This window comes from Enterobacter sp. BIDMC 26, assembly GCF_000534435.1.
Lineage (GTDB): Bacteria > Pseudomonadota > Gammaproteobacteria > Enterobacterales > Enterobacteriaceae > Enterobacter > Enterobacter ludwigii.
The window spans coordinates 2,848,268-2,871,786 of record NZ_KI973182.1 but is presented as its reverse complement, the minus strand read 5'-3'; the positions used below and the strand labels follow the sequence as shown (position 1 = coordinate 2,871,786).

Below are 23,519 nucleotides of genomic sequence, written 5' to 3'. Positions count from 1 at the left end.
AGACGAGAATGACGAATACGACAGTTCAACAGGTTGCCGCGGCCGCGTGGCGCATTCGCCGCTACGCGCTGCGAATGGGCGAAGTACAAGGTCAGGGCTATATCGGTCAGGCGCTGGGCTATGCCGACGTGCTGGCAACTGCGTTTGCGCACGGTATGACCTTCAGGGCTCAGGAGCCGGAGTGGGAAGGCCGCGACCGCTTCCTGCTCTCCCACGGACATTACGCCATTGCGTATTATGCGGCGCTGATCGAGGCGGGGATCGTTCCTGAAGAGGAACTTGAAACCTACGGCTCGGATGACAGCCGCCTGCCGATGTCCGGCATGGCAACGTATACACCCGGCATGGAGATCTCCGGCGGTTCTCTGGGGCAGGGACTCAGCATTGGTGTGGGAATGGCGCTGGGGCTGAAGCACAAACAGAGCACGGCGTGGGTAATTAACTCCATGTCTGACGGTGAGCTGGACGAAGGTTCAACCTGGGAAGCCGCCATGTCAGCCGCGCATCATGGGCTCTCGAACCTGATTGTGCTGGTGGACATTAACCGGCAACAGGCGGACGGTAATTCACATAACATCCTCGGTTTTGAGCCGCTGGAAGATAAGTGGACCTCCTTTGGCTGGTATGTACAACGCGTTAACGGTAACGATATCCCCGCGCTGGTGTCGGCGTTTGATAATGCCAGACGCTATCCCGAACAACAGCCGCGCGTCATCTTATGCGACACGCTGATGGGCAAGGGCGTGCCTTTCCTCGAGCAGCGTGACAAGAACCATTTTATTCGCGTGGATGCCGATGAGTGGCAACAGGCGCTCGCCGTGCTCGATGCAAATAAACCAGAAGGAGTCCTGTAATGAGCCAGCCCGTCGAAAATAAACCGCGTTTAACCACCTCCGCCATGATTGCCTCGATTGCAGAGGAAGGGCAGGAAACCCGGGCCGCGCCGTTTGGCCACGCGCTGGTGAAACTGGCGGCTCAGCGTCAGAACATTGTCGGCATGACGGCAGATTTGTCGAAATATACCGACCTGCATATCTTTGCCCAGGCATACCCTGAACGTTTCTTCCAGATGGGAATGGCGGAACAGCTGTTAATGGGGGCGGCAGGTGGGATGGCCAAAGAGGGCTTTATTCCCTTTGCCACCACCTATGCCGTGTTCGCCACCCGCCGTGCCTACGATTTTATTCATCAGGTCATTGCTGAGGAACACCTCAACGTCAAGATTTGCGCCGCGCTGCCGGGGTTGACCACCGGCTACGGGCCAAGCCATCAGGCAACGGAAGATATTGCGATCATGCGCGGCATTCCGGGCATGACCATTATCGATCCTTGCGATGCGATTGACACCGAACAGGCGGTGCCTGCCATTGCCAGCCACGAAGGGCCGGTTTATATGCGTTTGTTACGCGGTAAGGTTCCGGTGGTGCTGGATCAGTACAATTACCGGTTTGAAATAGGCAAAGCCGCGCTGCTGGAAGAAGGCAGTGATGTGCTGATTATCGCCTCAGGGCTGATGACCATGCGCGCACTGGAGGCGGCAAAGCAGTTGCGCAAGGATAATGTCAGCGTGGCGGTACTTCACTCGCCCACGATTAAGCCCCTGGATGAAGCAACCATTCTGGCGCAAGCCGCGAAACCTGGACGTCTGGTTATTGTGGCTGAAAACCACAGTAGCGTTGGCGGGCTTTGTGAAGCCGTGGCGTCGCTGTTGATGCGCCATCGCGTTAACGTCGACTTTGACACCGTTGCGTTGCCGGATGCTTTCCTTGATGCGGGTGCGCTACCGACCCTTCACGCGCGTTACGGGATTTCAACTGCCGCCATGGTGGAGAAGATCCGGCGCAGGCTCTGATTTTCAGACGGGTATGTTGTCAACGGGCGAGGGGTGTTTTACCCTCGCCTCTGTTGCGATAAAGGAGTCCGTCATGGCACAAAACATCTACGACAACCCGGCGTTTTTTGAAGGCTATGCCCGGCTACCGCGTTCGGTGCAGGGTCTGGACGGCGCACCGGAATGGCCTGCGCTGAAAAGCATGCTGCCACCGTTATCCGGCAAGTCAGTTATCGATCTTGGCTGCGGTTACGGCTGGTTCTGTCGCGCTGCACGCGCGCTGGGGGCGGCAGAAGTGACCGGCGTTGATCTCTCCGAAAAGATGCTCGCCCGGGCGGCTGAACTGACGGATGACACGCAAATTCACTATCAGCGCAGCGATCTGGCATCTCTGGCGTTACCTGAGAACAGCGTTGATTTGATCTACAGTTCACTGGCGCTGCACTACCTGCCGGCGCTGGATTCCCTGTTTGAGAAAATCCGGCGGGCGCTTAAACCCGGCGGCAGCTTCGTCTTTTCAATGGAACATCCGATTTATACCTGCGCCACACGTCAGGGCTGGCTGACCGACGACAACGGCGAGCGTTTCTGGGGCGTTAATCGCTATCAGGATGAGGGCGAGCGCGTCAGCAACTGGCTGGCAGACGGGGTGATCAAATACCACCGTACGCTCGGTACCACGCTCAATGCGCTTATTAAGGCGGGGCTGACAATAACGGAAGTGAACGAATGGGGACCAACGCAGGCACAAATTGATGCCTGGCCCGCGCTGGCCGAAGAGGCGGAACGTCCGATGCTGGTCCTGATTTCTGCCGCTAAGGCTCAGTAACCCACTTTATACACCCGTCCATTCTGCACTCCTTCCACGCTGCGACGATAGGCCTGCGCCACCGTTGCGGCGGGAACACTTTCAAAGCCCGGGAAGAAGCCTTCGTACGCTTCCGCTGATTCGGTAAGCACCGTCGGGCTAATCAGGTTGATGCGGATCCCGCGCGGCAGTTCACAGGCCGCGGCGCGGACAAACCCTTCCAGGGCGGCGTTCACCGTGGTGGCATTCACCCCCTGAGCGATAGGCTCATGCGCCACGATCCCGCTTATCAGGGTGATGGAGCCGCCTTCGTTGAGATAATGCTGGCCGGTCAACGCCAGACGAACCTGTCCCAGCAGCTTATCCTGCAAGCCCTGGTTGAAATCGCTGTCTTTCATGGTCGCGAGCGGGCCGAAGTGCAGGCCGCCACTGGCAGAGACAATCGCATCCACCGCACCGATGTTTTCAAACAATGCCTGGACGCTTGCCTGAGAGGTGATATCCACCTGGTAGTCGCCCTGCGTGCGACCCACGCGGATCACGTCGTGGCGACGGCTCAGCTCTTCTGTTACCGCACGACCGACCGTACCGCTGGCACCAATAATCACGATTTTCATAGCTGACTCCTTAGGTTGTGAGCCTTCATTCTTTAATAAATCAAAACTCAGATAAACTGGGCTAAAGTTAGAGGATTGCTAACCAGGGGTTTTGAATATGGATAAGCTTCGCAGCATGGAGACCTTCATTGCTGTCGTTGAGAGCGGCAGTTTTACCGGCGCGGCAGGCCGGCTGGAGATGTCGGCGGTGATGGTGGGGAAGTACATTGCGTTGCTGGAGTCTCAGCTCGGCACCCGGCTGCTGGAGCGAAATACGCGGCGTCAAAGCCTGACGGACGCCGGGCGGGTCTATTTCGACGAGGCGAAGCGGGTGCTGGAGCAGGTCTCTATCGCCGAAAGCGCGGTTGAGCGACTGCGTGCCGCCCCAGCCGGGACCTTGCGGGTCACGGCGCCCACCTCGTTTGGCGGTTGTGTGATAGCCCCCCTCACGGCGACCTTTTTGCAGCGCTACCCGGACGTGCGCGTGGAGCTGGATCTGACCAACCGGATGGTGGATCTGGTGGATGAAGGGGTCGATCTGGCCATTCGCATCGGTGACATTCATAACGACGATCTGGTGGCGAAATACCTCTGCCCGTACCGAATGGTGATCTGCGCGGCCCCGGCGTATCTGGCGCGTTACGGCACGCCGCGAACGCCTGCCGATCTGGCGGATCATCTCTGCCTGTCACACACGGTGTGGACCGCGCGTAACGAATGGCGGCTGCCGGGGGTTGAAGGCGAGATGCGCTGGAAGCGCGATGCCATTCTGCGCTGCAACGATGGCTATGGGCTACGGATGGCGGCGAGAGCGGGGGCGGGATTATTACTGCAACCCGAAGTGCTGGTGGCGGAAGAGCTGGCGAGCGGCAGGCTGGTGCAGGTGCTGGAGAACTACACGCCTGCGCCACGACCGGTACATTTGCTGTGGCGCCAGGATTTACGTCCGCTACCCAAGCTCACGCAATTTGTCGCGCATATTCTGCAGGGCGCGGAATATTTCGGCCATGCAGTTGAAGAAAAGTAATTATCAAAGCCGCAGACTTATGCTACTAAGATTAGGCACATTATAAAAAAGAAGGTAAGCAAAGAATGTCTGTGAATAAACTCGCCAGCAGCGCACAGGGCCTGCAATCATCTGCCATCCGTGAATTATTAAAACATAGCAAAATGGCCGGGGTGATTTCGCTGGGTGGCGGTATTCCTAACCCTGCACTGTTCGATCATGAAGGCCTGAAAATTGCCGCTGATGCCGTATTATCACAGCATTTTGGTGAAGCTTTTCAGTACGGTCTGACCGAAGGCATCCCGGGGCTGCGTGAAGAAATTAAGCTCATCTGTGAAGGCCGCGGGATCTCCTGCAAGGCCGATGACGTGGTCATTACGTCCGGTTCGCAACAATCTCTCGACGTGCTGGCGCGGGCGTTAATTAACCCGGGCGATACCGTCGTCGTCGAACGTCCAACGTATCTCGCGGCACTGCAGGTATTTGGTCTGGCACAGGCCAAATTTGAATCCGTGGGCACCGATGGCGACGGAATGAAAGTGGATGAACTTGAAGCACTGGTGGCGAATAAAACCATCAAGGCGGTTTATATTGTTCCGACATTTGGTAACCCGGGTGGGGTAACGCTTTCTGAGGTGCGTCGTAAACAGCTGGTGGAATTATCGAAGCGCTATGACTTCGTTATTATCGAAGACGATCCGTACAGTGAAATTAATTATACCGATGAAGTGTTCCGCCCGTTAATTGCCCATGCCAAAGATATCGGCAATGAAGAGAACGTCGTCTATACCTCGACCTTCTCCAAAATCCTCGCCCCGGGCACTCGTGTGGGCTGGGTGCTGGTACCGGAGTGGCTGAAACGCGCGGTGGTTAATCTCAAGCAAACCACCGATCTGCACACCAGCACGCTGTCACAGCTGATGACCTATGAGTACCTGAAAACCGGTCGTCTGGCCGATCAGATTAAAATGATCCGTGAAGCATACCGCCAGAAATACCAGACCTTTGCAAATGAACTGGAGGCGGAACTGGGTGATGTCATGTCGTTCCATAAGCCGAAGGGCGGAATGTTCCTGTGGGCCAAAATGAACAATGGCATCAACACCACGCGCTGGCTGGAAAAAACGTTAAGCAACGGCGTGGTTTTTGTGCCGGGTGAGTTCTTCTTTTGCAATGAGCCAGACCATACGACGCTGCGCATGTCGTTTGTCACGCCAACCGATGAAGAGCTGAAAGAGGCGGTTCGTCGCCTGAAAAAATCGCTGTAACAGACCTGCGCATAATGGCACCTGTGCTGTTATGCGCATTACTTGTGCAGTGCGGCCAGCGCCGCAAGCGTTCATGGTGAATCCCATGTTTGAATTTCTGATCGGTATCCTCACGCACACCCCCGTCTGGGTGTGGGTTCTGTTTATCTTTCTTATCTCACGCGGCCTCAATGCCCGTAAGCCTGCCACCGTGACGCTGGAAAGGCTGGCCATCATTCCTGCCATCTTTCTTATCTGGGATATCTACGATCTGGTGGTCTATCGCGATCTTACTCTCGCGACGGTGGCCCTTTGGGTTGCGGGGATTGTGGCGGGCGCGGCGCTGGGGTATGTGCTGATTAAGCAGACGGTCATCACCCGCACCGACGCGCCGCGCACCCTTTATCGCCAGCCGGACTACACGGCACTGCCGTTTATGATGCTGGCATTTGGGGTAAAATACGTGCTGGGGGTGATGAACGCCCTCTCTCCCCAGACGTTGCAACAGCCCGCCATGAGCGCGCTGGCGATAGTCTCCGGCGGAGTATTTGCCGGGGTGTTTATCGGGAAGTTTACGCGCTATGTGAGTGTGTATCTCAGCGGCGCACCGCAACCGGCTGAGTAACGTTAGCCCGTTGCATGGGCCAGCGCGCGAGCAGAAGCTTCACCGTTAGCTACTCGCGTGACTTCGTGGATCCGGCAGATTTTTCCTGCGCATAGCGTGGCAAACATATAAACCTCTATTTCAGCCTGATGGCCTTCGGGATACGTGACGGTCACGATATGCCGGTCAGCCAGCAGTGTGTCATGACACCCTATCTGTTCCACGCGGAAGGCGATATCGCGGATCTGCGAACGCACGTGCTCCAGGTGCTGAATAAAGCCAGAATAATCAAGAGAGTGACCGTCCGTGATCTGCTGATACTCTGGCGAAAAAACGTCTTTCGGATCAATCTCGCCTTTAAACAGGCCGGTCAGTAAACGGGACATTTCCTCACGCAAAATAGCATTGTCAGACTGGGTAATCAGGCGGGTGATGATGTTCATGGTGACTCCTCGTTGCGTTGAGCCGCCATTATCCTTGACAGACAGAGACGTAGTTTCTGTAATAAGCCAATGAATAACGATTTTCGGCCAAATAACATGGTCAGCTTCGAGACACTTTTGCATTCAGGTGGATACCATACGCCGTGGCACAGCCATCAGGCCGGTCAGCTCTGGCGGATTACGACGGGTCTGCTGGTTGTCGAAACAGCGTCTGGGCGTTCGGTTGTACCGGCGCAACATATCGGCTGGATCCCGCCCGGTCAGGAGCATGCTGCCTTTTCCGGAAGTGCGATTGACGGTCATGCGATCTATCTGGATCCCGCAGGGTGTGAAGCACTGCCCGGTGAAACGACGCTTTTCGAACCCGACGAGCTCACCAGCGCGCTGTTTTCACGTTTAAACGCTGAAGGAAGCGGGTACGATCCGCGAAAGCTCACCCTGCTGCTGGATGAACTGGCGCGGGGCCGTCTGGTGCGCTATCTGCTGCCCATGCCAGCCGATCCCCGATTAAAGAAGGTAGCCAGCCATCTGATGCTACGTGTGGACGACAACCAGACGGTTGAGCACTATGCCTCCCTTGCGGGAATGAGCGTGCGGACATTCCACCGTCGGTTTAGCGCGGAAACGGGAATGAACGTTGTTAACTGGCGGCAACTTGCCCGCGTAATGCGGGCAATGGAGTGGCTGGCAGCAGGTAAACCGGTTGGCTGGATCGCGCTGTCGTGCGGCTACAACAGTATCAGCGCGTTTATTGAGGTTTTCAGGGCCTTTACCGGCAAAACGCCCGGGCAGTGGGCGCTTAAAGAAGCCCCTTCTGTGCGAAGGTAATGCGCGTGGCTTCGTTCAGATCCAGTGCTTTAAGTGCTTCCGGGCGGACCCAGGCAACTTCCTGAAACTCGTCGTTAAACGTTACCTGCCGATTTGCGCTGATGCAGTCGAAAATCAGGTAAATCATATAAATCTCCTCCGTGGTGCCATCGGCATAGGTTTTCACCCGAATGTCATCGCGAAACGCCCAGGGTTTGACCTCCGTGATCTCCAGCGCGTCGCCCAGCTCTTCGCGAATTTCACGACGCAGCGCCTGCTCCATGGTTTCTCCCGCCTCCATCCCGCCGCCCGATAATGCCCACTGGCCGGGAAATACGCCGCGGTCATCGGCCATTTTGCACAGCAGATACGCCCCGTCGTTCTGAATGATGGGGCAGACAATAGTTCGTTGACGCATGGTTTCTTCCTGAAAAATGAGTTTGGGCTATTTTAACAGAAGGCGGAAAGGGAAAAGGTAAACGAGGTCAGACTTTCGCCGCTGGCTTAAGCGGTATTGTTGCGGGCTATGGATGCCATGACTCCGGCCCTCTTCCACAGGCAGAGGGCCGGAGAAACAAACCGCCAGTGATTAGCGCTCTCGCAGCGCCTCTTTCGCCCGGTTGAACGGCTTGATCATGTAATCCAGTACCGTTTTCTCACCGGTTTTAATGTCCACCGTCGCAATCATCCCCGGCACGATTGAGAAGTGCCGGCCTGCTTTATTCACCAGGTAATCCTGGCTGGTGCGGATAAATACCCGGTAATAGAACACCTCCGGCTTGGCTTCGTCCTGAATGGTGTCCGGCGAAATGGTTTCAACCACACCGTGCAGCCCGCCATAAATGGCGTAATCGTAGGCGGTGATTTTTACCAGCGCTTCCTGATTCGGGTGGATAAAGGCGATATCGCGCGGGGAGAGGCGGGTTTCGATCAGCAGGTGATCGTCCACCGGCACAATCTCCATCAGCTCGCCGTTAGGCGGGATGACGCCACCGATGGTGGTGACTTTGATGTTTTTCACGATCCCGCGCACCGGAGATTTCACCGTTAAGCGGGTCACTGAATCCTCGCGGCCTTTGAGGATCGCCGAGACCATATCCACTTCAGCGTTGGCCTTGGATAACGCCTCGCGGGCCTGCACATAATACTGGGATCGCACGTCGGTGAGTTTCAGCTCCAGATCGCTTTTCTGCCGCTGCAGGCGCAGTACCTCCACGTGGCTGGCGGCGCCGGTTTTCACCAGACGCTGAGTGATCGCCAGCTCCTTATTCGCAAGATCCAATGCCGCACGCAGCTCCCGCTGGGTATCTTCCAGCTGCGCACGGCGTGAGTTATAGAGCCGGGTTTCGGCGGCGGTCAGATCGGTCCACTTCGCCAGCGAAGGGGGAAATTTCAGCGGCAGATCGTTTACCTCGGCGTACAGTCGCACGCTGGAGGCCAGCGAGGCACGGTAGCGCGCCGCGCTTTCACCAACGTTAGATTCTGAACGCGTGGGATCGAGCCGCGCCAGCACTTGTCCGGCCTGCACCTGGTCACCCTCATGGACGTTCAGCTCGGTGAGGATCCCCCCGTCGAGCGACTGTAAAACCTGCTCGCGCGAACTGGGGATCACTTTGCCCGTGCCGGTTGAGACTTCATCCAGCACGCCAAACCACGCCCAGACGCCGAGTACCACGAACATCAGTAAAGAGAAGATAACAATCCGCCGAGCACCGGTGTAGCCGCTTTCGGAGTCGAGCGCATTGTCCAGGTCGTCCATTGCGGCGACGTCACGCTGACTGATTTTCATTTTTCCACTCCCGTCCGGTTGCTGCCTGCTGCTGCTGTTGTTGCATGCGGCTGTTGTTCAGTGCCTGTGCTTTCGGCGCGTCCATCACCAGCATTCCCTCTTTGAGCACCACGACGCGCTCCACCAGTTCCAGCACCGGCACGCGATGCGTGGCGACAATCAGGGTGCGGTTGCCAAGCCAGGCGCTCAGACGCTGGATAAATTCCCGCTCGGTATGCTCATCGAGCGACGCAGTCGGTTCATCCATCAGCACAATATTGGGGTCGCGAAGCAGCATGCGCGCCAGCAGAATGGATTGCCGCTGGCCGCCGGATAACCCCACGCCGTTCTCCATAATCGGGTAGTCCAGACCCTTCGGCAGTTTCTGCACAAAGCCCGCAGCGCCGGTTAACTCCAGCACCTCTAAAATCTCCTCATCGGTGGCGCGCGGCATGCCGAGGGTGATGTTTTCGCGCAGGGTGCCGTAAAAGAGCCGGGCGTTCTGGGTCATAAAGCCGACGTTACGCCGGACATCGGCGACATCGAGGTGCGGGAGGCTGAAGTTATCGAGCCGCAATTCACCGCCGGCGAGATCCATTCCGCCCGCCATCGCCTGCAGCAGGGTCGATTTTCCGGCGCCGTTACGCCCGAGGATCGCCACTTTTTCGCCTGGCTTAATCTCCAGACGGTTAATGCGCAGGGCCATGCGCGGATCTTCCGGGTGATAGCGGAACTGCGCCTGCTCGAAAAGATAGTGACCGCGCAGTACATCCTGGCGGATCGGCGTCTCCTCACGCTGGTTTTCTGTGGGGAGCTGCATAATGCTGTCCAGTCCCTCTTTCGCCGCTTTGACCTGCTGCCAGCGCGCCAGCACGCCGCACAGGGTAGCCATCGGAGCGATCATGCGCGAGGCCAGCATCGAGGCGGCGACCACCGAACCGGTCGTCAGCGTGCCGTCGATCACCATCGGCGCACCGACCACGATCACCCCGGCATAGACCAGGCTCTGAATCGTCATTCCCCAGCTGATCAGATTCTGGGTCAGTTCACGGGTGCGCAGGCCAGATTCAGCGGTGATCTGGATGTAGCTGTTCCACTGCTGCAAAAAGCGGTTTTCCGCCTGCATCAGCTTTATGTCCTCCAGCCCCTGCACGCTCTCCACCAGCACGGCGTTGCGCAGGGTGGATTCGTGCGCCGACTGCTTCGCGAGCTCTGCCAGCTTTTTCTGCAGCAGCAGACCGGGCAGGACCATGATCACCGCGGCGACCGGTGCGATCCACGCCAGTTGGGGAGCGATGATTGCCAGCACCACCACGAACAGGAAAAAGAAGGGCAGATCGACAATTGTGGAGATGGTGGAGGAGGTGACCATCTCGCGGATCTGCTCCAGCTCGCGTAGCTGGGAGATAAAGCTGCCGGTCGAGCGAGGGATGGCGCTGTTGCGCAGCCGCAGGGCGTGACCGAAGACCCGATCCGATACGCGCAGATCGGAGCGTTTGCCCAGCAGATCCATAATGTGCCCGCGTGCCACGCGCAGCACAAAGCCAAACAGGGTGGCGATCAGCACGCCGATAGTCAGGACATACAGCGTCGGGTAGGACTGCGCGGGGATCACCCGGTCATACACCTGCATGGAAAAGACAATCCCCGACAGGGACAGGACGTTAATGAACAGCGCGGCGAGCATCACCCAGCTGTAGGGGCGCAAGTCGCGCATTACCAGCCGGTAAAGCCAGTCCGGACGGTATTTCGAAATATAGGCATCCACGCGGCTGTCTTTCAGCGCGGCCAGTGGGCGCAGGGCAATGACGTGGCGGATGGCGGGCAGCATGGCGGTCATCGAAAGCCGGTTGGTGTAGGTCTGATCGTCGAAAAAGCTGACCTCCAGCGTATCGTCGCCATCGAAATGTTCGATCACGCCGATCCTGCCGTCGTTCATTGCCGCCACGACCGGCAGACGCCAGCTGTTGATCGCCTGCTGATCCGCCGTCAGCAGCTGAAACGACAGCCCTGCTTCACGGGCCAGCTGAGTCAGTGCAGGCACCATCGGTTTGCCTTTTAGCCACGGCGCGCCCGCGAGCAGCGCACCGGGGGAGCAGGCGACGCGGTAGCGCGTGGCGACAAAACCAAAGGCCTGCGCCCACTGCGCCAGGGCCTCATCCGTCATGGTCTCACCTTGCGGGATATCGCGTTGCTTCATGGCTGGATCTCCACGGTCTGGATGGTGCGGTTATCAAGATCGAACGCGTGACGCAATTGCCCGGTGTTATAGAGGCAGTTGAGCTGCAGCTGGTGCAACTGTCCGAGGGTCTGCTGCTGGGTAAAACGCGCCTGATAGACCTCCTGCTCGGCGTTAAGCACATCGAGCAGCGGGCGCGAACCCAGATCGAGATATTGCTGCTGATAGAGTTCACGGGTGCGGGCGCTGAGCGCCTCCTGACGGCCCTGAATCTGCAGCGTGCTCAGCAGGCTTAATACCTGGCTGCGCGACTCCAGCAGTTTCTGGCGTACCTCGAGGCGGGTACGCTGAATGGTGGACTGTGCGGCTTCTACCGCGTGGCCTGCGGCGTTACGCCGGGCGGTGAGGCCGCCGCCCTGATAGAGCGGCATCTGCACTTTCACCCATGCAGAGTATTGGGTGCGATCCCGCGTTTCGTTACCCGCATAGCGTTCGTTCAGGTAGTGGCGCACCTCCGGCTCCAGCGAGACGGTCGGTGTCATCTGGGCGTCGGCGTAGTCGAGATTGGCCTGGGCGACGTTAGCCTGCGCCCAGGCGGCTAATACTGCCGGGACCAGACGATCGTCCGGCTCGGCAATGTCGCAGCTGCGGGCCAGCTTTTGTGGAAAATCGTTGCTGATCGTGTTGAGGGTGTTCCAGCCAAGGAAGCTCATCAACGTGGCACGGGCGCTGTCGAGGCTGGCCTGGTACTGCATCAGCTGGGCGCGCGCGCCTTCGATACGTGCATCGGTCTGCACTACGTCAGAGAGTGAGGTGGCCCCTTCGTCATTACGCTGGCGGGTGAGGGTACCAATCGAAGAGAGCGCCTCAAGCTGCTCTTTGGCGGTGTCGACCATTTGCTGCCAGGTTTGCACCTGCACCATCGCGATGGCGGTATCGTGAGCGATGGTGTCGATGCTGACCAGCACGTTGGCCTGCTGCTGGGCGACGCCGGCATTTTCCGCACGCACCTGGCTTGCCACCTTGCCAAAGTCGTACAGCATTTGTGAGAGGGAGAGCACCAGCGACGGAGTAAAGCCATTATCGTCGCCGTCGTGGGTATAACCGTTATCCATGCCGGCATTAATTTGCGGATAGTATTTCGATTTGGCGACGTCCACCTCTTCGCTTTGTTGGTAGAGTTTCCCCACGGCTTCACTGATGGCCGGGTGCCAGGTGACGGCGCGGTTGACGGCTTCGCCAAGCTGCAGCGTGCCGGGGGCAGCCTTGCCGACGACAGGTGCCACGCGGCCATTCAGAGAGGGGAGTTCCTGCGTTTCACGGAGTTGTCCGGTATTGATCATCGCCGCCGGCGTCGCGGAGAGGGCGGGCACAGATATCAGGCAGCACGAGAGCCACCAGTAAGGCATCTTCATTCCCATGTCTTATCCCTAATAAAAATGTACTGCTTTATTGTTTATGCCCGGGCGCTGTGCGCCCGGGTCATTTGTGCAGGTGCTATCAGGTAACGATGTGTTGCTGGTTCACTAACTCGTCGTAGGTGGTCTGGACGTTATCCAGCGTCACGAGCGTCGTATTAGTGTAGGTGCTCCCTGAACCATCACGGTCGATGGAGATCACGGTATTGCCATTACTATTAGTAACATGCAGATAATTACCGAGCGTTGAGCTGCTCCCGTTCCAGCCCACCAGCAGATCGCCGATATCGATTTTGTCCCCCTGCGTGAGCGAGAAGTTGGTCCAGTGATCGCCGGCAGTGCTGCTGACGTTGCCCGCGGTGGCGTTGCCTGCGGTGGCGTTCAGCACCTGGTAAATCAGGGTGTCGCCGTAGGCGGTGCCGGTAATGACGTCGTTATGTTCCGAGCTGATGAACTGCGGCGCCATATTGATGGTCAGCGTGGCACTGTCTGTTTTCCCGTCGGCATCGGTCAGGGTGTAGTTGAAGGTCTCCTTCGAGGTGATGGTTGAGAGCGACACCCCGGTGTTGAGGGTGTAGGTGTAGTGGCCGTCCGCAGCAATTGCCAGCGTGCCGTAATGGCCGACGACGTTGACCGTTGCGCTGCCGGTGTACGGATCCAGCGTGGTGGTCACGCCGTCGTAGCCGGTCACGCTGAGGCGGGTATCCACCGAGTGCAACTGATCCAACACGCCGCCAGAGTCGGTGCCGTCAAAGATATTGCCGTTCACGCTGTGGCTGCCGGTGACGTCGAAATCACTCAGCGAGTAGGTGGTGCCGTTCACGCTTGGGGTGATCGTAATATTCCCCACACTCAGCCCCGGTACGCTGCCGGTATAGCTCAGCGTATAAGTTCCGGCATTCAGATCCAGCCCGGTCAGCGGAACGTCGATATTACCGCCCAGCAAAGAGCCACCACTGAAGGAACCACTACGGATAACGCCTGTGCCATCACTAATTGACCAGTTCACCGTCAGGCCGCCCAGAGCCAGCAGCGATGCCACGTTAAAGTGCAGCGACGCGTTATGCAGCGCGGTGTTCGGATCCACCACGAAGGTTCCGCTCCCGCTGCCCTGGGTTGATGACAGCAGCGCGGTTGTCCAACTGGCCGTCCCGACGGTGGTATCCGAGTAGGTTGTCGTGTGATGCACCGAGGTGACGTCCATCACGGTACTGACATCGTTGACCGCATCCATCGCTTGCGCGGTTGGGGTGATGTTGAGCGATGCCGTATCCTTTGTCCCGTCTGGCGCGGTGATGGTATAGACAAACGTATCCGGCGTGCTGATATGGTCCGCACCCACACCGGTTTTTAGGGTGTAGGTGTACTGTCCGGACGCATTGATGCTCAGCGTGCCGTATTCCCCCTGAATGTCGGTCAGGCCGCTGCTGTTCACCGCCACGCCGTTTACTTCTGATACCACCGCGCCGGTTGCGACATCGTTGTCCAGCACATCTCCGGTGGTGGTCTCGCCAATGCTCGATACGCTGTAGACATGATCTTCCAGCACGTTCAGCGTGTAGGCGGTCAGGGCGGTGATCCCTGCAGCCGTATTCAGCAGGAAGAGGTACTCCCCGGCAGGCAGGTTCAGCGTCAGCTGAGACGAGGTACCGCCCAGCAACGGCGCACGCAGCCAGCCCGGTTCGACGCGCATCTGCTCGAAGGTCTGCGTCGCGTTATTGAACTTGTAGACATACAGGTCGAATACCGACGCCAGCGCCACTCCGCCCACGGAAGCCTGTATGGTCATGGTGCGGGTAGTGCCTTCCTCCACGTTATAGATAATGGGGTTGGTCATGTCGTCCAGCAGGTTCAGCCCCAGCGTGTTGCCGAGATTAATACCCACCAGGGTAAAGCCGCCTTGCGACGAGGTGCCGTTATTAATTTCACTCACGGTCGTGTCAAAGGTCAGCGAGGCCGTGTCATCTACCGCCACAATACCGTTGACGAGAGTGCCTTCACCCAGCGACAGCACAAGGTTCGCCGACGCGCTGACGCCGTTATGGGTGATGGTGTAGGTGAAACTCTCTGTGCGACCTATGACCGCTGCGCTGGTGTCGGTCAGGTTGTAGGTGTAGCTGCCATCGCGGTTAATGGTCAGCGTACCGTACTGGCCCTGAACAACCGTGCCGTCGGCGTTCACGCTGGTAGTGACACCCAGCGCGTTGGTGACAGCAGAGACCGTGGTGCCTGCCGGGGCGTTGTCGCTGCCCGCGGTCGGGTCGGCGTCGAGAATTACGTTACCGTTCAGGCTGGTGTCGCCCGTCACGGTACCGGCGCTGGTTTCTTTCACCGCCACATCGAGGCTGGTGTAGGAGCCGGTCGCCAGCAGGTTGGTGTTGTAGCTCAGCACCCGGTAATCGCCATCAGCCAACCCGGTCAGGTTCAGCGATACGCCGGTGGCCCCGAGGGTCAGCAGATCGGCAAACTGCGGTTGTCCGGTATCCACCACGGTGGTCCAGACACCGTTGACGTTATGTTGAACCACAAGTTCAAGGGTGTTGAGCAGAGAGAGTACCGCGCCCGTGGCGTTGGCGTTCACCACAATATCCGCGCTGCCACCGCTGCCCACCGTGAAGTTCACCTGGGCAGTATCATTACCCAACAACGTGAGAACGTTGCCTACGGCACCCACCAGCAGGAAACCGTAATCACTGTACTGGCTGTTGGTGACGGTGGCCGTGGTGCTGAGGTTCAGCTCTTCGACGTTATTGCTGGCGGAGAGCGGAACGACCGGCGCAAGTACGGAGCCAGGCTGTGAGGTATTGCCCGCGACGTCAGTGGCGGTGATCTGCAGCGTCTGGCCTTCGGTCTGTTTGTTCGTAAAGGTGTAACTGTACGTGCCGTTGCTGTCCGCCGTGGCGGTCACCGTGGAGCCATCTGCAAGGCGAATAGCAACGGTGCTGCCTGCTTCCGCGTTACCAGTCAATACGCTACCGTCAGCGTTAAAGGTACCGGTTGGTGCCGTGGGGGCGGCAGTATCAACAATAATCGTCGTCACGGTTGAAGCCGCGCTGATGTTGCCCGCCGCATCGGTGGCCGTAGCGGTGAAGTTATGCGTGCCTTCCGTCAGTATGGTGCTGGTTTGTGGCAGGGTCCAGTTGCCGCTGGCATCGGCGGTTAACGTGCCGACAAGCGTTACCCCGTCATAGATACGCACTGTCGCATTGGCTTCGGCGGTTCCGTTCAGCGTTGGACGTGTGTCGTTGGTCGGGGTGGTGCCGATAACTGGCCCAGTGACGCTACCGACATCATCGACAACCGAGCCGATAACCGGGGCGATTGGCGCTATGGCATCCACGTTGATCACATAGGGGGTGGTGGATGCGCTGGTATTGCCCACCGCATCGGTGGCGGTAAACGTCAGGCTGTGCGACCCGTTGCTCAGCGCCGGAGAAGGGGTAAAGCTCCATGCCCCGCCGGTCGCGATCGCGCTACCAATCTGGACGCCGTTATCGAAAATTTTCACCGTGGCACCCGCTTCCGCCGTACCCGTGAGGGTAGGCTGCGCGTCGTTAGTCAATCCGCCATTGGCAATCGGCGTAGCCGCATTGCCCACATCATCCACAATGCTGCTCAGTACCGGCAGGGCTGGCGGCGTCGTGTCGATAGTCAGGCTAAAGGCCGCTGACGAAACGCTGGTATTACCCGCTGCATCCGTGGCCTGCGCCGTGAAGCTGTGCGCGCCCGTGGCTAAGGTGGTCGTGAGCAAGATACTCCAGTTGCCACTGGCATCCGCGGTGCCCGTTCCGACAAGCGTTGTGCCTTCGTAGATATTCACAGTCGCAAACGGCTCACTGGTCCCGACAAGCCGTGGCACGGTGTCGTCGGTCGTCTGTCCTGAACTGAGCGGGCCGGTGATGCTGCCCGCATCGTCAACGGCCTGGCTGATAACCGGCGCATTAGGTGCACTGGTATCAACAATCAGCGTAAAGCCAGGCGACGCCGGGCTGACGTTCCCCGCCGCGTCGGTCGCGGTCGCGGTCCAGGTATGACTGCCATTGTTCAGCGCTGATGACGGCGTAAAGCTCCATGCTCCGGTGCCGTCCGCCAGCGCGGTGCCGACCGGCTGTCCGTTCTCATAGATGGTCACCGTGGCGTTGGCTGCCGCGGTGCCCGTCAACGTTGGCGTGGTGTCGTCGGTACTTTGCCCGGAAGTCAGCGGCGTCTGTACGCTGCCTGCGTTGTCTCCCGCGGTCGTGATGGCCGGTGCCGCCGGTGGTGCCGTATCCACTGTCAGGTTAAACGGTGCCGTCGTGCTGCCGGTGTTGCCAGCCGCATCGGTGGCATTGAAGGTGATGGCATGAGGCCCGTCACTCAGGGCGATGTCAGGCGTGTAGGTCCAGTTCCCCTGGGCATTAACCACCGCGGTGCCAATCTCGTTGCCATCCACAATGATATGCACTGTGGCACCCACTTCGCCCGTACCGTTGAAGGCCGGACGCGCGTCGTTGGTGCTGTTGCCGGTGGTGAGCGTACCGGTGACCGGGCCGACGTCGTCAATCACACTGCTGACCAGTGGCGCAGCAGGGCCTGCTGCATCCACGGTAAAGGCAAAGACCGACGAGTTTGCTGACGCATTGCCTGTCGCATCGGTAGCGTAGGCGCGAAGGAGATAGTTGCCGTCGCCCAGCGGCGTGCTCGGGGTAAAGGTCCAGTTACCACTTCCGTCGACGGTCGCAAGGCCAATTTGCGTACCGTTATTCATGATATGGATTGTACTGCCCGGTTGTCCGGTGCCGCCGATCGTCGGGGTGGTGTCGTTGGTGACTTGCCCGCTGGTGAAATTGCCGGTCACGCCGCCAGGGGCATTGTCGTTAACCGTATCCAGCGTTGGAACCGTTGGCGCCGTCAGGTCAACCACGACGTTCCAGCCGTTAGACACCTGGCTGACGTTGCCCTGTGGGTCGGTGGCGGTAACGGTGAAGGCGTGAGGCCCTTCGCCGAGCGCGGTGTCAGGGGTGAACGTCCAGGCACCGGTGCCGTCAGCCGTGACCACGGCAATCTGGGTACCGCCGTCGAAAATTTTCACCACGCTGTTCGCTTCCGCCGTCCCCGAAAGGGTTGGCGTCGCGTCATTAGTCGGATCGCCGCTCACAATCGTGGTGGCAGCATTGCCCACATTATCCGTTACGTTGGTGATCGCTGGCGTGGTGGAAACCGTATCAACGACGATGGTGAAGCCTGTCGACAGACCACTTTCATTGCCCGCGGGGTCGGTCTCGCGGATGGTCAGAACGTTATTGCCCTCCGCCAGCGCGGGCGGTGTGAAGACCCAGGTCCCCGTATTGCCGACCAGTGCGGTACCCAGCAGGGTTCCGTTGCTGTAAACGGAGATGGTATCGCCCACCGTGCCGGAGCCGGTAAGGGTAGGCTGGTTGTCGTTGGTGGTCTGCCCGTTGGTGAGTTGACCAGTGCCAGGGCCGACATCATCAATCACTGAGCCAATGGTCGGCGTGTCCGGTGCAGTGAGGTCAACGGTGACGGTTGCAACCGGCGAGCGGCCGCTGGTCGAGAGCCCGACTGTCGCGGTCACTTCAAAGGTGTGCAGCCCTTCACCCAGCGCAATCAGTGGGGTATAGCTCCAGTTACCGTCCGCATCAGCAATCACGTTGATCAGCGGAACCGCGATGCCGTCCTGGTAGATGGTGATAATGCTGCCCGCTTCGGCCGTACCCACGAGTGTCGGGGTAATGTCGTTGGTGGTTTTGTCTTTCACGTCGCCGGTGACAGGCGTTTCATCGTCGTTAATCGCCGTAATGATGGGCACATCCGGAAGATTCGGCAGCGTACCGGTGACGGTGTAGGATGCCTCAGGACTGAGGTTGCCCGCGGCATCGGTCGCGGTCACCGTCAGCACAGCGCCATCCGTTTGGGCTGGGCTGAGCGCGATGGAGAAGGCGCCACCGGTGGCTACGCCTGTCCCGAGAACATTACCATTGTTATCGGTTACAGTGATGGTAGCCCCCGCTTCGGCGGTGCCGGTCAATGGAGTACCTTGAGCGGCTATGCCAGTAACCGCGGGAGCGGCCGGATCCAGAGTATCGACGTTAACGCTAAGCGGTGCAGAGCTACCGGACGTATTGCCAGCCGGATCGACCGCGGAGACGGTAAAGGTATGCGGGCCTTCCGCCAGCGTGCTGTCGGCGGTCCAGCTCCAGTTGCCGTCCGGCTGTACCGTTACCGGCACCGTGGATGCTGTACCGTCTACGGAGACGATAACGGTGGTACCCGGTTCGCCGGTGCCCGTGAGGGTCGGCGTGCCATCACGGGTATAAAGCACATTGCTTGTGAGCTGGCTGTCAGACACCGTATTAATCAGCGGGATTTCTGGCGCAGTGGTATCAACGGTGACGGTGAAGACCGGGCTGAGGCCGCTGACGTTACCCGCAGCATCGACTGCCGCAACGGTGATGTTGAGTGGGCCATCAGTCTGGGTCGGAAGATCGAGAGACCACTCGCCATTGCTGCCGATTTCGACGCGTCCTAGTTCAACGCCATTGTTATAAACGATGACCGTTTCGCCCGCAGGGCCGGTACCGCCCACACCGGGGGTAGTATCCGTGGTAACACCACCGTCTGGCTTACCGCCAACGGCGCTAATGACAGGCGTATCAGGTGCCACGGTATCAACGGTAATAGTGATCCCCGGTGACGCCGCCGAAACGTTACCGGCTTCGTCGGTGGCGGTGGCGGTAAATTCGTGGCTTCCCTCATCAATGCTGGCGTCAGGGCGCCAGCTCCAGTTGCCGTTGCTGTCTACGGTGACGCGACCCACTTCGGTAGCAGGCTGACCATTAATGCTGTCATAAATAATAACCACATCGTTCGCTGTGCCGGTGCCACTCAGGACCGGACGCGGATCGTTCGTGGTTTCCCCGTCGGCAACCGGTCCGGTTATTTGGCTGACGCTGTCCGTAATCACCGGTGCTGCTGGCGTAGCTGGCGGGGCGGTGTCAATGGTGATGGTCACCGGCTGGGACGGGGCGCTTTCGTTGCCCGTGCCGTCCACGTTGGTGACGGTCAGGGTGATGTCATAGGTACCGTTGGGCAGTGGGGTTGTCGGTGTCCAGGACCAGTTGCCGGAGCCGTCCACTACGGCGTCACCTATTTTGACACCGCCGTTGTAGATCGTCACGGTATCGCCGACCGTGCCGGTACCGCTCAGGGTTGGCGTGGTGTCACGCGTGGTTTCACCCGGATTCAATGGCGTTTGCGTTGCACCGCCGTCAGGATTCACGGTGATGTCCGGAATATCCGGTGTGGCTGGCGCAATGGTATCTATCGTTAATTCAAACGGGCTGGAGATGGTGGTATTTCCGGCGGCATCCGTGGCGTGAACCGTCAGCGAATGCGTGCCGTCGGTGAGCGGGGTCGTTGGCGTAAATTGCCAGCCGCCGCTGCCGTCGAGGGTGGCGGTGCCGAGCAGGGTCGTACCGTCATAGACGGTGATAATCGTGTCTGCAGGCGCGGAGCCCTGCAGCAGCGGCTGGGTGTCATCCGTGGTATCACCGCTACTGAGCGGTCCCTGAACGCCGCCAACGTCATCGGTGACGGTGGCGATAGTTGAAGCCACTGGCGCGGTGGTATCGACGATAAAGGTGAAGTCGTTTGACGGCAGGCTGGTGTTACCCGCCGCGTCGGTCGCGACGACGGTAAAGGTATGAGGACCCTCGCCAAGCGGCACGGTGGGGGTATAGGACCACGTGCCGCTGCCGTCGACCGGGATCGTGACAAGATCGGCGCCATCCAGGCGGATGGTGACCGTCGAGCCCGGCTCAGCCGTACCGTTGAGTGTCGGGGTAGTGTCGTTAGTGCTGCCGTTAGGGGAGAGTGTACCGAGGCCCTCCGGGACATCATCCACCACCTGGGTAATGAGCGGGGCGGCAGGTGCCACGCTGTCAATCGTAATGCCCCAGGTGTTGGAAATCCCACTGATGTTGCCTGCCACGTCGGTTGCGACTGCGGTCAGGGCATGCTGCCCCTCGCTAAGCGGTGTGGAAGGGGTAAAGATCCACGCACCGCCGCTATCGGCAACGGTGGTACCAATATCAACGCCGTCCATGCGGAGGGTGATCGTCGCATTTGCTTCGGCAGTCCCGCTGAGCGTCGGGGATGCGTCATTAGTGGTCTCATTGTTACCGATCGTACCAGTGCTTCCGGAAACATCGTCCTCGACTTGTAATATCACCGGAGCTGTTGGTGCCGTGCCGTCAACGTTGATTGTCCAGGTGTTTGATGGCCCGCTCTGATTACCCGCGGCGTCCGCCGCAATTGCCGTTAGCACATGGGTTCCATCTAACAGCGGAGAAGGCGGTGTAAAACTCCACTGGCCGGAAGACGGAACGACCACCGTCCCGATAATATCGCTGTCGCTGGAAATGGTGATGGTCGAGCCGGGTTCGCCCGTTCCGTTTAACGTTGGGGACCGGTCGTTAGTCAGTCCACTCTGCTCGACTGGTCCGGTGGTGGCAAGGACGTCATCAACCACTGAAACAATGACCGGGGCCTGCGGTGGGGTAATATCCGGTGCAACAACGGGTGCTGTCGGACCCGTGTTGCCTGCCGTGTCGGTGGCTTCTGCGGTTAGGTTTTCGCCATTGATCTTCGGCGGGTTCAGCGGCAGGGTAAAATTGCCCTGGCCATCAGCCACAGTATCACCAATGAAGACGCCACCTTCACGGATGGTTACTGTGCTCCCGGGCTCTGCGTTGCCGCTGATGGTGGTGCCATCAGCCGAGACAACCACGTTTTCAGGAGTAAGCGGCGGCGTAGTGTCCACAGTGAAGGTGATAGGTTGCGATGTTGTGCTCTGGTTTCCTGCAGCATCGGTTTCACTGACGGTTATCGAGTGTGTCCCTTCCGGGAGCGGATTGTCTGGTGTGACACTCCAGGTGCCGTTGGGCTGCACCGTCGTGGTCCCAATCGCCACGCCATTGTCGTAGATGGTGATAGTTCCACCAGGCTCGCCAGTCCCTGCCAGGACCGGCAGGGAAGCATCGGTGGGCACGCCCGAGGTAATGGTTCCTCTAATTTGGCCCGTGTCGTCGGTTAGCACAATCGTACTTGGTGCATCCGGCGGGGTAATGTCGACCGTGAGGGTGAATACCGGTGAGACTGGACCGGAGTTACCGGCGGCGTCGGTTGCCTGCACGGTAATCTGGTGGGTGCTTTCACTGAGGTTTACTGACGGTGTGAAGGTCCAGGTGCCATTGCTGGCCACGACCGCACTCCCAATCGCGATACCACCGTCATAAATCGTCACGGTGGAGCCCGCTTCGGCAGTGCCGGTAAGCTGTGGACGCTGATCGTTGGTGCTACCGCCGTTACTGATTGCCCCCGTCTGCGGGTCAATATCATCTGTTATGCTGGTGATGGCCGCTGCATCAGGCGCGGTGGTGTCCGGTGCGATTACATTCGTGCCCTGGCTGGTATTCCCGGCAGCATCCGTAGCTGTGGCGGTAATTTGCTCACCATTGGTCAGTGGCGTCCCGAGAGATACGGTAAATGTGCCGTCGCTACCGGTTTGACCTGTACCGATCACATTCCCGTTCATGTCTTTCAGCGTAATCGTACTGCCGGGTTCGGCAGTACCTGTGACAGTTTTACCATCCGAAGAAAACTGAAGACTGGAAGGCGCATTTGGCGGTGTGGTATCCGGATCGGAAGGATTGCCCGGCGTGCCGGGGTTCGTATTGTCATCATCATCGTCGCCACCCCCTCCGCCGCCGCTGCTTGCCGCGACAGCGATCCCGCCTGCGACAGCAAGACCACCGAGTACCCATGGCCAGATGGCTGCGCCACCGGTATCACCGCCTGAGGCCGCCAGTAATACGTCCGTGGAGGCGATAGATTCGTAGGTAGCAGCCCCGGTAGGATCTTCAATCCACCACAGCGCACCGTCACTCTCTTCCAGGACGAGCTGACTCACCCCCTCCGCGTCGGTGACGTAGAAATTCTTCAGGGTAATGACCTCGCCAGAGTGCAGCGTGACCACCAGATCGTTACCACTGCGGGCGAAGTGGGAGACATCGGCTCGCTCTACATGAAGCTCAACGATAGAGGAATGGCTCAGCGTAACCTGTGTGCCTTCCGTGGTAGTTTCCACGCCAGTGAGTTTCGATATAACAGAGATTTGGCTCATTTAGGTATTACTCCAGCAGAGTTGTCGTGAACGGCGTGCAAGATGCGCCATCTCTGCGGAAGGTAAAGCACGCCCCCGGCGGAGTTGCTGTTATTTACGCAGCACTCACCGTTATTTTTTTTAGAGCGAACGATGCCCGCCATAATCCAGAGTGGCAACATCATAGCGAATCTAATTACTCATGAGAGAGAATGTCGTTTATTTGTATTTTTGTGTTGTATAAAACCCTGTAATTAATAGAGGTATTGGTTTTGACGATATAAAAATGATATAGCCAGAAAAGTCTGAATGTGCAAATTAAGCATCTGTAAACACTGTGTGAAGCGTTGAAGGGGGCATTAATTCATAGCTGGCTATTATAATTTAAAAAAGATAACTTGTTGTATTTATTGTATTTTTATTTGTTTGTAAATTGCGGTGTTTTATCATTTGCCATGAATAAATATTTAGCAGGGGACTTTTTATAGGATGGCGTTAAACGCTATTGTTTATGCCGGCTTAATGTGCGTTTAAGTTAGGGTAACGTTTTTGATATAACATATATTATGTTGGTAATTAATTAAAAATATATTCTTGTGCGGTGCCGGGATTCTGCTACTGAGAGAAAAATAATAACTAACAGGGAGTAA

Annotated in this window: 14 protein-coding genes; 7 read left to right on the top strand and 7 right to left on the bottom strand. The window is 58.3% G+C overall.

The window, feature by feature from the left end:
• Positions 1-8: 8 nt before the first annotated feature.
• From L462_RS09920 to L462_RS09930, 3 genes are all read left to right on the top strand, one after another.
• Positions 9-854, top strand: coding sequence for a transketolase (locus tag L462_RS09920; protein ID WP_020883879.1), 846 nt, complete (start codon positions 9-11; stop codon positions 852-854).
• Positions 854-1,852, top strand: a complete 999-nt coding sequence (locus tag L462_RS09925) for a transketolase family protein (RefSeq protein WP_020883880.1) — start codon at positions 854-856, stop codon at positions 1,850-1,852. Before L462_RS09920 ends, L462_RS09925 begins: the two co-directional genes overlap by 1 nt.
• A gap of 73 nt (positions 1,853-1,925) precedes the next feature.
• Positions 1,926-2,660: a class I SAM-dependent methyltransferase gene (locus tag L462_RS09930; protein ID WP_032678816.1), complete on the top strand. Its 735-nt coding sequence runs from the start codon at positions 1,926-1,928 to the stop codon at positions 2,658-2,660.
• Here L462_RS09930 and L462_RS09935 read toward each other — a convergent pair.
• The gene (locus L462_RS09935) at positions 2,654-3,256 is read right to left on the bottom strand and encodes a short chain dehydrogenase (RefSeq protein WP_025203409.1); all 603 of its coding nucleotides are present in this window, start codon (positions 3,254-3,256) and stop codon (positions 2,654-2,656) included. The genes L462_RS09930 and L462_RS09935 overlap by 7 nt on opposite strands.
• Before the next feature lie 97 nt (positions 3,257-3,353).
• Here L462_RS09935 and L462_RS09940 point away from each other — a divergent pair, with 97 nt between their 5' ends.
• The 3 genes from L462_RS09940 to L462_RS09950 all read left to right on the top strand — a co-directional run bounded on the left by L462_RS09940 (position 3,354) and on the right by L462_RS09950 (position 6,113).
• The gene (locus tag L462_RS09940; RefSeq protein ID WP_032678815.1) at positions 3,354-4,262 is read left to right on the top strand and encodes a LysR family transcriptional regulator; all 909 of its coding nucleotides are present in this window, start codon (positions 3,354-3,356) and stop codon (positions 4,260-4,262) included.
• 65 nt (positions 4,263-4,327) lie between these two features.
• Positions 4,328-5,509, top strand: a complete 1,182-nt coding sequence (locus tag L462_RS09945; protein ID WP_032678814.1) for an aminotransferase-like domain-containing protein — start codon at positions 4,328-4,330, stop codon at positions 5,507-5,509.
• Positions 5,510-5,594: 85 nt separating this feature from the next.
• Positions 5,595-6,113: a DUF6622 family protein gene (locus L462_RS09950; RefSeq protein WP_032678813.1), complete on the top strand. Its 519-nt coding sequence runs from the start codon at positions 5,595-5,597 to the stop codon at positions 6,111-6,113.
• A gap of 2 nt (positions 6,114-6,115) precedes the next feature.
• Here L462_RS09950 and L462_RS09955 read toward each other — a convergent pair whose 3' ends face one another.
• Positions 6,116-6,535 (bottom strand): hypothetical protein, encoded by a 420-nt coding sequence (locus L462_RS09955; protein ID WP_020883886.1) that lies wholly within the window; start codon positions 6,533-6,535, stop codon positions 6,116-6,118.
• Positions 6,536-6,604: 69 nt separating this feature from the next.
• On the opposite strand from L462_RS09955, the gene L462_RS09960 reads away from it, so the two are divergent.
• Positions 6,605-7,363 (top strand): AraC family transcriptional regulator, encoded by a 759-nt coding sequence (locus L462_RS09960; RefSeq protein WP_254067932.1) that lies wholly within the window; start codon positions 6,605-6,607, stop codon positions 7,361-7,363.
• On the opposite strand, the gene nudI is transcribed toward L462_RS09960, so the two are convergent.
• The 5 genes from nudI to L462_RS09985 all read right to left on the bottom strand — a co-directional run bounded on the left by nudI (position 7,335) and on the right by L462_RS09985 (position 22,890).
• On the bottom strand, positions 7,335-7,760 hold the full coding sequence (nudI, locus tag L462_RS09965; protein ID WP_032678812.1) for a nucleoside triphosphatase NudI: 426 nt from the start codon (positions 7,758-7,760) through the stop codon (positions 7,335-7,337). The genes L462_RS09960 and nudI overlap by 29 nt on opposite strands.
• Positions 7,761-7,931: 171 nt before the next feature.
• Positions 7,932-9,101, bottom strand: a complete 1,170-nt coding sequence (locus tag L462_RS09970) for a putative HlyD family type I secretion protein (RefSeq protein ID WP_086462978.1) — start codon at positions 9,099-9,101, stop codon at positions 7,932-7,934.
• A 10-nt stretch (positions 9,102-9,111) separates the two neighbouring features.
• On the bottom strand, positions 9,112-11,310 hold the full coding sequence (locus L462_RS09975) for a type I secretion system permease/ATPase (RefSeq protein WP_032678811.1): 2,199 nt from the start codon (positions 11,308-11,310) through the stop codon (positions 9,112-9,114).
• Positions 11,307-12,710, bottom strand: a complete 1,404-nt coding sequence (locus tag L462_RS09980; protein ID WP_032678810.1) for a TolC family outer membrane protein — start codon at positions 12,708-12,710, stop codon at positions 11,307-11,309. Before L462_RS09980 ends, L462_RS09975 begins: the two co-directional genes overlap by 4 nt.
• A 79-nt stretch (positions 12,711-12,789) precedes the next feature.
• Positions 12,790-22,890 (bottom strand): BapA/Bap/LapF family large adhesin, encoded by a 10,101-nt coding sequence (locus L462_RS09985; protein WP_032678809.1) that lies wholly within the window; start codon positions 22,888-22,890, stop codon positions 12,790-12,792.
• Between the last annotated feature and the right edge of the window lie 629 nt (positions 22,891-23,519).

Excerpts from the sequence above, each read along its gene's own strand:
- L462_RS09920 (WP_020883879.1), top strand. The coding sequence starts at position 9 with ATGACGAATACGACAGTTCAACAGGTTGCCGCGGCCGCGTGGCGCATT.
- L462_RS09950 (WP_032678813.1), top strand. The coding sequence starts at position 5,595 with ATGTTTGAATTTCTGATCGGTATCCTCACGCACACCCCCGTCTGGGTG.
- L462_RS09935 (WP_025203409.1), bottom strand. The coding sequence starts at position 3,256 with ATGAAAATCGTGATTATTGGTGCCAGCGGTACGGTCGGTCGTGCGGTA.
- L462_RS09940 (WP_032678815.1), top strand. The coding sequence starts at position 3,354 with ATGGATAAGCTTCGCAGCATGGAGACCTTCATTGCTGTCGTTGAGAGC.
- L462_RS09980 (WP_032678810.1), bottom strand. The coding sequence starts at position 12,710 with ATGGGAATGAAGATGCCTTACTGGTGGCTCTCGTGCTGCCTGATATCT.
- L462_RS09925 (WP_020883880.1), top strand. The coding sequence starts at position 854 with ATGAGCCAGCCCGTCGAAAATAAACCGCGTTTAACCACCTCCGCCATG.
- L462_RS09975 (WP_032678811.1), bottom strand. The coding sequence starts at position 11,310 with ATGAAGCAACGCGATATCCCGCAAGGTGAGACCATGACGGATGAGGCC.
- L462_RS09930 (WP_032678816.1), top strand. The coding sequence starts at position 1,926 with ATGGCACAAAACATCTACGACAACCCGGCGTTTTTTGAAGGCTATGCC.
- L462_RS09945 (WP_032678814.1), top strand. The coding sequence starts at position 4,328 with ATGTCTGTGAATAAACTCGCCAGCAGCGCACAGGGCCTGCAATCATCT.
- L462_RS09955 (WP_020883886.1), bottom strand. The coding sequence starts at position 6,535 with ATGAACATCATCACCCGCCTGATTACCCAGTCTGACAATGCTATTTTG.
- nudI (WP_032678812.1), bottom strand. The coding sequence starts at position 7,760 with ATGCGTCAACGAACTATTGTCTGCCCCATCATTCAGAACGACGGGGCG.
- L462_RS09970 (WP_086462978.1), bottom strand. The coding sequence starts at position 9,101 with ATGGACGACCTGGACAATGCGCTCGACTCCGAAAGCGGCTACACCGGT.
- L462_RS09985 (WP_032678809.1), bottom strand. The coding sequence starts at position 22,890 with ATGAGCCAAATCTCTGTTATATCGAAACTCACTGGCGTGGAAACTACC.
- L462_RS09960 (WP_254067932.1), top strand. The coding sequence starts at position 6,605 with ATGAATAACGATTTTCGGCCAAATAACATGGTCAGCTTCGAGACACTT.